The organism is Perlucidibaca sp. (assembly GCF_057084925.1).
This window is the reverse complement of the sequence record NZ_JBXMRC010000026.1, coordinates 62,222-71,899: the sequence shown is the minus strand read 5'-3', so window position 1 is coordinate 71,899 and position 9,678 is coordinate 62,222. Positions and strand designations below refer to the sequence as shown.

The following is a 9,678-nucleotide window of genomic DNA, read 5'->3' as shown; positions in this document are numbered from 1 at the left end:
GATGGCCATAGCGGTCATTTCGGCTGGCATTTGATCTGGCACTTCTTGTTCACGCTGCAGCGCACGCAGGGCGTTAATCATAGCCTGACGACCGGCTAGCTGTGCCCCGGCTTCATCGGCACGGAACTCACGATAGCGCGAGAAGTACATGACGATAGTCGAGGCCAGAATGCCCAGCACGATGTCGGCGACGATGCTGGTGACATAGTAGGCAATGCCCGGACCTTCTTCGTTCTTGAAGATCACGCGATCGACGAAGTTACCGATGATGCGCGAGAAGAACATGACAAAGGCGTTGACCACACCTTGGACTAGGGCGAGCGTAACCATGTCGCCATTAGCGACGTGACCAATTTCGTGACCCAGTACTGCGCGTACTTCATCACGCGTCATGCGTTGCAAAAGACCGGCCGAGACGGCAACGAGTGCGGCGTTCTTGTTCCAGCCAGTAGCAAAGGCATTGGACTGATAGCTCGGGAAGATGCCGACTTCCGGCATCTTGATGCCGGCTTTTTGCGACAGCTCAGCGACGGTATCGACTAGCCAGCGCTCTTCACCGGTGCGTGGAGACTCAATGATTTGAACGCCCATGGAGCGTTTGGCCATCCATTTCGACATGAATAGCGAAATAAGCGAGCCAACCGAGCCGAAGACAAAACACATGACCAGCAAATTGCCGAGTTGCAGGGTGTTTCCTGCGCCATGCGTCGAACCCACGCCCAGGAGGCTGAGTACGATACCCGCCACCAGCATGACTGCGAGGTTGGTCAACAGAAACAAAGCGATGCGTAACATGTGTTTTTAAGCTCCTTTCATAATTGTCATTAATAAATTATGGGCAGTTGATGTCAGTTTCAAGTCTTCATCACACTATTTTGCTGCGTGCCGTTGGCGATAACCGGCTAAGAATCGTGCCAATCGATTAATCGCCTCTACCAGCTCCTCTCGGTGCGGCAGGAAGACCACGCGGAAGTGGTCTGGCTTGGGCCAGTTAAAGCCTGTGCCTTGCACCAGTAGCACCTTTTCGGCTTGCAGAAACTCCAGAATAAACGCCTGATCGTTCTCGATGGGATACATATCCGGATCGAGCTTAGGGAACAAATACAACGCACCTGCTGGTTTTACACAGGTCACGCCGGGGATAGCGGTGAGCATTTTATGCGCCAGTTCACGCTGCTCGTACAAGCGTCCGCCCGGACGAATTAAGTCGTTAATGCTCTGGTAACCGCCCAATGCCGTTTGAATGGCGAACTGTGCTTGCACATTGGCGCACAGACGCATGGAGGCGAGCATGTCTAAGCCTTCAATATAGTCTTTAGCGATGCGCTTATTGCCGCTGACCATTAGCCAGCCAGAGCGAAAACCCGCGACGCGGTAACTTTTGGACAAACCGTTGAAGGTCACGCAGAGCAAGTCTGGGGCCAGCGTTGCGATAGAGGTGTGCTGCGCCTCATCGTAGAGAATCTTGTCGTAGATTTCATCGGCGAAAATGATCAGGTCATGCTTGCGGGCGAGGGCGACGATACCCTCCAACACTTCTTTAGAGTAGACAGCGCCGGTCGGGTTATTCGGGTTAATCACCACAATACCGCGCGTGTTAGCAGTGATCTTGCTTTCCATGTCTGCTAAGTCCGGGAACCAGCCCTGATCTTCGTCGCAGAGGTAATGCACGGGGGTGCCGCCGGACAAAGTGACCGCAGCCGTCCATAGCGGGTAGTCGGGGGCAGGCACCAACATTTCATCGCCGTTGTTGAGTAAGGCCTGCATGGCCATGACGATCAGCTCAGAGACACCGTTGCCGATGTAGATGTCGTTGACATCCACGCCGAGCAGACCTTTGGTCTGGTAGTAATGCACGATAGCCTTGCGCGCCGCAAACAGACCCTTGGAATCGCAATATCCCACGGCATTGGGCAGGTTGCTGATGACATCCGAGAGGATTTCCTGCGGTGCCTCGAAGCCGAATGGCGCCGGGTTTCCGATGTTGAGCTTGATGATGCGGTGACCTTGCTCCTCCATGGCATTGGCAGCTTTTAGCACCGGCCCACGAATGTCGTAGCAAACATCTTTCAACTTATCGGATTTGGCAATGTCCATGATCGTCTCAACGCAGGTCGTGCCTGCACAGGGCCTGTGGGAAAGTCGCAGTAGTGTAACGGAAACCCAGACAAGATAGCGTATTGCCGACTTGTGACTGTGATGCGGTGTTGTTAGCCTGACCACTTGCCGAGGAAAAATTTATGACTCATGACGAGAGCCAAACACTACCTAAAACGGATGAGGAGTGGCAGCAGCGCCTCAACCCAACAGAGTTTTATGTGTGCCGCCAAAAAGGAACAGAGCGGGCGTTTACAGGCGAGTACTGGAATTGCCATGACGACGGCGTTTACGTTTGTCGCGCCTGTGGCCAAGCGTTATTTGATGCCGAAACAAAATACGACTCCGGTTCGGGTTGGCCCAGTTTTTATGCGCCCTTAGCCGAGGATGTCGTAAGTGAGCATAGAGACATCAGCCATGGCATGATTCGGGTAGAGGTGGTGTGCAGCCAATGTCAATCGCATCTGGGGCATGTTTTCCCCGATGGTCCAGCGCCCACGGGCATGCGCTATTGCATTAACTCGGTATCGTTAAAGTTGCACCCTAAATAATTAAGCTGAGTTACGTTCTGACAGGAATAAAATTATGAGCACGATTTACGACCACCAAGCTACGCTAATCACCGGGGAAGTGAGCCCGATTGCCGATTACAAAGGGCAGGTCCTGTTGATCGTCAATACCGCCAGTAAATGTGGCTTCACACCACAATTTACGGGACTAGAGGCCATTTACGAAAAGTACAAGGATCAAGGTTTTACGGTGCTAGGATTTCCCTGCAACCAATTCCTGAATCAAGATCCGGGCAATGAAGCGGAAATTGCCTCGTTCTGTTCGCTGAACTACGGCGTTAGCTTCCCGATGTTTGCCAAAATTGATGTGAATGGCCCTGGCGCACACCCGTTGTTCCAGCATTTAGCCGCCGAAGCCCCGGGCCTGCTGGGCAGTCAAAAAATTAAGTGGAACTTCACGAAGTTCCTGGTCTCGCGTGATGGCCGCGTGCTGGATCGTTATGCGCCAACCACCAAGCCCGAAGACCTGGTGAAGGACATTGAGAAAGCCTTAGCTTAAATGCCGGCAATTCGCTCGCTAGCCGCCCATAGGCTGGCAGCGAGTGCTTGATTGCGGCTTGATGGCTTGCTGAAATCGGCTTTGCGTCGCGTGAAATAGCCGCCATGGTGATGTTTCGCAGCTTCGCTGGTGGCAAGCCATATCGCAGTATCAGCGCCTTTCGCAGGGGTAATAAGTACTTTATCCACGATACGTTGAATCGGCCCTGGCATTTCACGCCAGATTCCCGTGGCCACACCGCCCGGATGGAATGCGTTAACGCGGATCGCGCTGCCTTCCAGGCGTCTGGCCAGCTCCCGGGCATAAATCAAGTTAGCCAGCTTGGCTGAACCATAGGCCACGATATCGGAACCGTAACGGCTGTAGTCGGTAAAGGCGGCTTCATCAATGCGGCCAGTCCAGTGCGCGACGGATGCCGTCATGACCACGCGAGCTTCGGTGGCAACCTTCAACTGCGGCAACAAGTGCTCCATGAGGCGGAAATGCCCAAAATGCATGCTCCCCATCATGCTTTCTAGGCCATTGGCTTGGCTGCGTAGCCCGCGCGTAAAGCTGCCGGCATTCAGCATCACGGTGTCGAGTTGAGTGAGTGTGTTGAGGATCTCTCTAGCCGCCTTGTCAATGCTGGCAAAGTCCGCCAGATCAAGTGCCACCGCGTGTAGACGAGCGTTAGGAGTCTCGCGCTTCAAGGCTTGAATGACGCCCAGTGACTTACCCAAATCGCGGGCGGCAATCATGACCTCATGACCTTGGTGAATAAACGCGCGAACCATTTCCAGGCCAATGCCACTGTTGCCTCCGGTCACTAGAATTTGTTGTTGCATGATGCGCATTCTCCTTAACGTCAGTGGCGTTGGCAGCTGCTATGCTGCCATTAAAAGATGAGTTTAGCAGAGGGGTAGGCAATGCATAGTGTTGGAATTATGGGGGCAGGGAGTGTCGGGCTTTACCTTGGCGGCTGCTTACAGGTTGCAGGTGCCTCAGTGGTCTATGTGGGACGACCAACCCTATTGAACGTATTACGAACCACTGGTCTCCGTGTCACCGACTATTTGGGGCGGGATCAAACGCTTGCCGCTGACACACTGAATTTATCGACCCACGTTAGCGCGTTGGCTCACTGTGACCTTGTTTTGGTAACGGTTAAGTCGGCCGCCACCGCCGATGTTGCCCTTGAGCTGGCCCAACACCTAAAGCCGGGAGCGATAGTCATCAGCTTTCAAAATGGCGTGCGCAATGCGGAAGTGCTGCGCACTGCTATGCCGAGTCAGACTGTGCTGGCGGGCATGGTGCCCTTTAACGTGCTGAATTGTGGCGATGGGTGCTTTCACCAAGGCTCTTTCGGCGCGCTGGATGTGGCGGCGCATGAAGGGCTACCGGCGTATTCGGATGTATTCTCTCGCGCTGGGTTGGCGTTTAACGCCCAACACGATATGCGTGCTGTGCTTTGGGGCAAGTTACTGTTGAACTTGAATAATGCGATTAATGCGCTGTCGAACTTGCCCTTAAAGGCGGAGTTAAGTCAGCGAGACTATCGCCGATGTTTGTCTTTGGCGCAGCGTGAAGCGTTGGCCTTGTATAGCGCGGCGGGCATAAAACCCATGCAACTGACCGCGTTGCCACCGCACTGGTTGGCGCGTTTGCTCACCGTGCCGGACTGGCTGTTTCAGCGGTTAGCGCAGCGTATGTTGGCCATGGATCCACTCGCGAGATCGTCAATGTGGGAAGACCTTGAAGCTGGTCGCCGAACGGAGGTGGACTGGATTCAAGGGGAGGTGGTGACGCTGGCAAGCGAATTGGGTCGCACGGCGCCGGTTAATGCGAGCTTGCGACAACTCATCCGTGAAGCAGAGCAGGCGGGTGCCGATCGTCGATCCTGGTCAGGCGCTGAATTGCTCGCCCGATTGCAATCGACGTCGGCTTGACAGCAAGACACTCGCTGCTACCATCGCCTCGCTCATTCGTCCCTATCGTCTAGCGGCCTAGGACGCCGGCTTTTCAAGCCGGTAACCGGGGTTCGAATCCCTGTGGGGACGCCACAATTCTGCTCTTAGTACTTAAATGCTGGCGACCGCATGCCTACGTCAGACAACGCAGGTATGGGAGGTAATTTTTTGCCGCCAATAATCCGCTGACCTTTATTGTCGATGTAAGTCAGCCAGGTTTGAGTTGGCACAAGCCCTTTAGGAGGCTTGCTGTAGTCGCAGACGCCGTCTTTAAAGACTTCTTTCAGTGCTTTGAGCTGGTCTGGCAGAATTAAATTGACCAGCGGGCCATATTCTTTCGCCGGATCATAGGGTTTCAGCACGCAATCCAAGTTGTCGCCGTAGATAGCATCGCCCGCTTGTGTACGAGGAGTGCCATAGGCATATAGCGACTTCAGCGCATCAACGCAGGCTTCGCCTACAGCAGCGACACCGGTCGGCAATAGGCATCGATCTTGAAGGTCGGCTGGTTTATTGGCCACCACTTTTTCAGATATCGGTCGATTACTCGTATCTTTTTCCATGGCAGCGACCCACTTATCCATAGCAACTAGGCCCTCGTGGACCCAATTAATGTCGCCAATGAGCGGGGTGGCGCCTGCCCACATGACATGGTTGTCATGATTGCCATGCTCGCGGTCAAGACGCCAACGCACCCACCAGGCATGCAAGGAGTCATGTGCAATACCAGGATCAGGACCGACGAAGTTTAGAATCGGTACAGAATTTAGGTTGTTGCCAACCATCATCATGCCGCTTTTATACAAATTGCTGACCGCTATGGGGTCGGCTTTGCTGCGTGCCGTTTGAGGTTGGATATCGATATCCAAGCCGCCAATGTGAATGTTCAGGTCCGCAAACTGTAGGCCGGTAATGCGCCCCTGAAGAAAAGGCAGTAAACCATACTGAATACCTGTGTTGCCAAGGGGAAGGCTGGCAAAGCCAAAGCCAGCGGCTTTTTCCATGGGGGACCAAATAGCGGGTTCGCGAAAGCCGACAATATGGTTTAGCCAATCAATAAGCCCGCAACGCTGACCCTTGGGGTTATTTTGTGGGTGATAGCTGTTGGGGCCGTAACAGGTCCCCACGGGATTTGTGGCCGCTTTAAACAAGCCTTCGTCGGCGACGACGGCATTAACGTGGGTGAGATGACCTTCTACGTCTCCCCATTGCGTGGGCAACCAAATAACACCACGGCTCACACTATCGGGGCTTTCAAAGTATCTGCGCATTAAATGCGAGTCGGTGAACTGCACGCCTGCCGACATGGAGTCAGGATAGGCACACATGGTAATGAGGCCTTGATAAATCCCGGGATAGGCATTGGCCACGGTGGTTTGCGTAATGGAACCCCCGGAGCACCCTGTTCCGAGGGTATAGCGAATAGGACCATATTGCTCAACGATGCGCTCTTTGGCCATGACCATGGATTCAGCTTGCAACACCACGTCACAATTATGTCCGCCGTTGTTTAAGGCAGTGGACATCACCGCAAAGCCCAGACCTAAGCCCGTGACATAGCTTTGCTCCACAACAGGCACATCATCAAAAGTTCCCGAGAAATCGTTGAGTTTTGCCGAGCCTGGGGTAAAGGACGTGCCGCAATTACCCCCATGCGTAACAAGCACCTTACGGTTCCACTGAGGCTGTGGTTGCCAAGGCTGCCAAGGCTGCGCGGGGTTGTAGAGTGCGAGAATGCGATATTCATCACGATCTTGATACCCGCGCTCCTGTCGCACAATAAACGGCACGGTCACGCCGTGATCTGTCGTGGTCTTAGCGACATCGCTAGGTGGATTTTTCAGATCGTAGGGCTTTAGTCCAATACTGCCTGGCTGAGACGACTTGTAGAGAAACGTGTATTCAGGCGGTTGATTACAGGTCAGTGGCTGGCCACCTTCTTGGCAGCGTAAGCGGGGAACTTGTGGGCCGGAAAAAATGGGGCCTTCATTGGGGTGGTTGATGAGTGTGCTTTTCACCGTTGACAGGGAATTGACCCGAACGCTCAGGGTGTTTTCGCCTAAGGTCATGCCTTTGATACGCCCCATCCACCGTTTATTTTGACGCAATGCAAATTCGTTGCTGACATCGGTGTTGTTCAGGGTTGCAACCAGTTTGTTGATGGCTTCATCTTTCGGCGGGATGATTTCAATCAGTGCATCGCCATCACTGAGCATGTCAGCACGGTTGGATAAAACCACAATTTGTGGACTTTCTTTGGCCTCTACGCCACCGCTATTGTCGTCGGGCTGATCAATGTTAGGGTCGGCTGGGCCCTTGCTACTGGTGGACTTATCGGAGAAATTGCAGGCCGTTAATAAAATAATGGCGACAATCATGGCCAGTGATGCAAAGGTGCGACGCATAGTAGTAACCCGATTTTTTTATGATTTTTGGTTAACAATTAGAAACATAAACTAAACACTTCTTAAAATAAAGCAAAGGTGACGAATCCGACTTAGACTGCAAGTAGTTACTTTTTTAGTCAGAGCTAAATACATGAAAACCTTACTATCTGATCAGTTAACCCCGCCCGGGGGCTGGAGAACGCCAGGCCGTGTGCGTTTAAAGCCACTCACGGTGGAGACCTCAACGCGAGCGCAACGTTTGCTCATGCACACCATTAATAAAGTGGGTCGCCTAGAGGCCTCCAATTTGTTTTTGATGCTGATGCGCAACTTCCGGCTGTTTTGGAATTGGCTGATGTTCGCCAAATGCCTCATGCCCTTTGGTGCGCTGCCCCGGCGAGATACGGAGTTGGTCATCTTGCGCGTAGGCTGGAACTGCCGGTCGCGCTATGAGTGGGGACAGCATGTGGATATCGGCCTACGCGCCGGCGTCAGCGCCGAAGACATCGCGCGTATTCCACTGGGTGCCGATGCGCCGGGTTGGGAGCCACACTTGAAGGCGCTGATGCAGGCCTGCGACGAGTTTCATCACGAGCGCATGATCGGCGAAGACAGCTGGAGCATGCTAGAAGCTCATTACGGCGAACGTCGTCTTTTAGAGTTAGTCATGCTTATAGGGCATTACGAGATGCTCGCGGGGGTGTTGAACAGTACGGGCCTTCCGCTGGATACCCGTTTAGAAGGCGTGCTGGCGGCGGCACCCATTCATACAAGGAACTCTCATGTCAGCTAATGCTTCCTATTCCTTAGCAGAAGAAATTGCCAATGCGGTGAGTCACGGCCTGGGCACCATTGCAGCCACAGTAGGCGTCACGCTGCTGATGGTGAAAGCCATTCCCGTACTGGCGGCTGCTGAGTTAGCCGGTGTAGCGATTTATGGCGGCAGCCTGATTCTGTTGTTTCTGTGCTCCACGCTCTATCACAGCATGACGCATGTCGAAACCAAGGCATTGTTTAAGCGACTCGATCATTGCGCGATTTATTTGCTGATTGCGGGTACATACACCCCCATGTTGATGCTGACGCTGAACACCCAAGCAGCACAGATCATGCTCTGGGTTATTTGGGGGCTAGCGCTGGCCGGCATTGTCTTCAAGATTTACTTTATTCATCGCTTCAAGCGCATGTCGCTCATCACGTATCTGCTCATGGGTTGGTTGTCGATGCTGCTCATTCAAGACTTATGGCAAGTCATGCCGCGTGAAGGCTTCTGGCTGCTGCTGGCGGGCGGTTTGTGCTTTACGCTGGGTGCAGCGTTTTATGCGGCAAAGCAGGTGCGCTATACCCATGCCATCTGGCATGTCTTTGTGGCCGCTGGTGCTGCCTGCCACTGCGTCATGATTGGGCTTTATGTCATTCCTTCTGCTTAAGGGTGTTTTGCTATGACGTCATCTAAAACGGGACTTACGCTGTATACCGCGCCAACGCCCAATGGCTGGAAAGTGTCGGTCGCGCTGGCAGAGCTCGGACTCGCCTACGAGACGGTGGCGGTCAATCTATTGGGGAATGAACAGAAGCAGCCTGAGTTTTTGGCACTCAACCCCAATGGTCGCATCCCTGTCTTGGTAGACCACGATGCCAACGATTTGGTGATTTTTGAATCTGGCGCCATCCTTATTTATCTCGCTGATAAGACCGGCAAGCTATTACCAGTAGATACGCGTGGTCGTATGGCGGCCCTGCAGTGGCTGATGTTTCAAATGGGCGGGGTCGGGCCCATGATGGGACAGGCTAATGTTTTTTCGCGCTATTTGCCGGAGAAAATCCCCTTGGCGATTGAGCGTTATCAGAACGAGTGCCGACGCCTGTTTGAGGTATTAGATACACGCCTAGGCCAAGCAGAGTGGCTGGCGGGTAGTGAGTACTCCATTGCCGACATTGCCAACTGGTGTTGGGTAAGAACCTATCGTTGGTCGGGTGTAGAAATTGAAGGACTTACACATTTACGCCGGTGGCTGGATGCCATGAAAGTTCGTCCGGCCTGTCAGTTTGGTGTAACTGTTCCTGTCGCTATGCCTGCATTAAGTAAACCCGACGATAAAACCGCCAGTGATTTTGCCACCGCTGCACGGACATTAGTTCAGCGTTAAACCCTCAAAAAGTGACCGTAGTTACTTGGT

Annotated in this window: 10 protein-coding genes and 1 tRNA gene; 7 read left to right on the top strand and 4 right to left on the bottom strand. The window is 53.3% G+C overall.

Annotated features, from left to right (window positions below):
• A partial coding sequence (gene htpX, locus AC14IB_RS07795; RefSeq protein WP_484231345.1) for a protease HtpX occupies positions 1-795 on the bottom strand: 795 nt, incomplete at its 3' end.
• A gap of 75 nt (positions 796-870) precedes the next feature.
• Positions 871-2,097 (bottom strand): pyridoxal phosphate-dependent aminotransferase, encoded by a 1,227-nt coding sequence (locus AC14IB_RS07790; protein WP_484231344.1) that lies wholly within the window; start codon positions 2,095-2,097, stop codon positions 871-873.
• A gap of 143 nt (positions 2,098-2,240) precedes the next feature.
• On the opposite strand from AC14IB_RS07790, the gene msrB reads away from it, so the two are divergent.
• Both msrB and AC14IB_RS07780 read left to right on the top strand, forming a co-directional pair.
• The gene (msrB, locus tag AC14IB_RS07785; protein ID WP_484231343.1) at positions 2,241-2,648 is read left to right on the top strand and encodes a peptide-methionine (R)-S-oxide reductase MsrB; all 408 of its coding nucleotides are present in this window, start codon (positions 2,241-2,243) and stop codon (positions 2,646-2,648) included.
• Between the two features lie 31 nt (positions 2,649-2,679).
• Complete coding sequence (locus AC14IB_RS07780; protein ID WP_454557328.1) at positions 2,680-3,165, top strand: glutathione peroxidase; 486 nt, start codon at positions 2,680-2,682, stop codon at positions 3,163-3,165.
• Here the strand turns inward: AC14IB_RS07780 and AC14IB_RS07775 are convergent.
• The gene (locus tag AC14IB_RS07775; RefSeq protein ID WP_484231342.1) at positions 3,162-3,989 is read right to left on the bottom strand and encodes an SDR family NAD(P)-dependent oxidoreductase; all 828 of its coding nucleotides are present in this window, start codon (positions 3,987-3,989) and stop codon (positions 3,162-3,164) included. The two genes, AC14IB_RS07780 and AC14IB_RS07775, sit on opposite strands and share 4 nt — an antisense overlap.
• An 81-nt stretch (positions 3,990-4,070) precedes the next feature.
• On the opposite strand from AC14IB_RS07775, the gene AC14IB_RS07770 reads away from it, so the two are divergent.
• Together AC14IB_RS07770 and AC14IB_RS07765 are read left to right on the top strand one after the other, a co-directional pair.
• Entirely contained in the window at positions 4,071-5,090 is a 1,020-nt protein-coding gene (locus tag AC14IB_RS07770; RefSeq protein WP_484231341.1) for a 2-dehydropantoate 2-reductase, read from the top strand.
• A gap of 38 nt (positions 5,091-5,128) precedes the next feature.
• A tRNA-Glu gene (locus AC14IB_RS07765) sits at positions 5,129-5,204 on the top strand.
• Between the two features lie 11 nt (positions 5,205-5,215).
• On the opposite strand, the gene AC14IB_RS07760 is transcribed toward AC14IB_RS07765, so the two are convergent.
• On the bottom strand, positions 5,216-7,516 hold the full coding sequence (locus tag AC14IB_RS07760) for a DUF6351 family protein (protein WP_484231340.1): 2,301 nt from the start codon (positions 7,514-7,516) through the stop codon (positions 5,216-5,218).
• A 133-nt stretch (positions 7,517-7,649) separates the two neighbouring features.
• On the opposite strand from AC14IB_RS07760, the gene AC14IB_RS07755 reads away from it, so the two are divergent.
• The 3 genes from AC14IB_RS07755 to AC14IB_RS07745 are packed head-to-tail and all read left to right on the top strand — an operon-like array spanning position 7,650 to position 9,648.
• Positions 7,650-8,291 (top strand): carboxymuconolactone decarboxylase family protein, encoded by a 642-nt coding sequence (locus AC14IB_RS07755; RefSeq protein ID WP_484231339.1) that lies wholly within the window; start codon positions 7,650-7,652, stop codon positions 8,289-8,291.
• Entirely contained in the window at positions 8,281-8,928 is a 648-nt protein-coding gene (gene trhA, locus AC14IB_RS07750) for a PAQR family membrane homeostasis protein TrhA (protein ID WP_484231338.1), read from the top strand. The genes AC14IB_RS07755 and trhA overlap by 11 nt, the downstream gene beginning before the upstream one ends.
• A gap of 12 nt (positions 8,929-8,940) precedes the next feature.
• Positions 8,941-9,648 carry a glutathione S-transferase family protein gene (locus AC14IB_RS07745; RefSeq protein WP_484231337.1) on the top strand — a complete coding sequence of 236 codons (708 nt, stop codon included), beginning with the start codon at positions 8,941-8,943 and terminating at the stop codon, positions 9,646-9,648.
• Positions 9,649-9,678 lie beyond the last annotated feature (30 nt).

Excerpts from the sequence above, each read along its gene's own strand:
- AC14IB_RS07755 (WP_484231339.1), top strand. The coding sequence starts at position 7,650 with ATGAAAACCTTACTATCTGATCAGTTAACCCCGCCCGGGGGCTGGAGA.
- AC14IB_RS07760 (WP_484231340.1), bottom strand. The coding sequence starts at position 7,516 with ATGCGTCGCACCTTTGCATCACTGGCCATGATTGTCGCCATTATTTTA.
- AC14IB_RS07775 (WP_484231342.1), bottom strand. The coding sequence starts at position 3,989 with ATGCAACAACAAATTCTAGTGACCGGAGGCAACAGTGGCATTGGCCTG.
- trhA (WP_484231338.1), top strand. The coding sequence starts at position 8,281 with ATGTCAGCTAATGCTTCCTATTCCTTAGCAGAAGAAATTGCCAATGCG.
- AC14IB_RS07790 (WP_484231344.1), bottom strand. The coding sequence starts at position 2,097 with ATGGACATTGCCAAATCCGATAAGTTGAAAGATGTTTGCTACGACATT.
- AC14IB_RS07770 (WP_484231341.1), top strand. The coding sequence starts at position 4,071 with ATGCATAGTGTTGGAATTATGGGGGCAGGGAGTGTCGGGCTTTACCTT.
- msrB (WP_484231343.1), top strand. The coding sequence starts at position 2,241 with ATGACTCATGACGAGAGCCAAACACTACCTAAAACGGATGAGGAGTGG.
- AC14IB_RS07745 (WP_484231337.1), top strand. The coding sequence starts at position 8,941 with ATGACGTCATCTAAAACGGGACTTACGCTGTATACCGCGCCAACGCCC.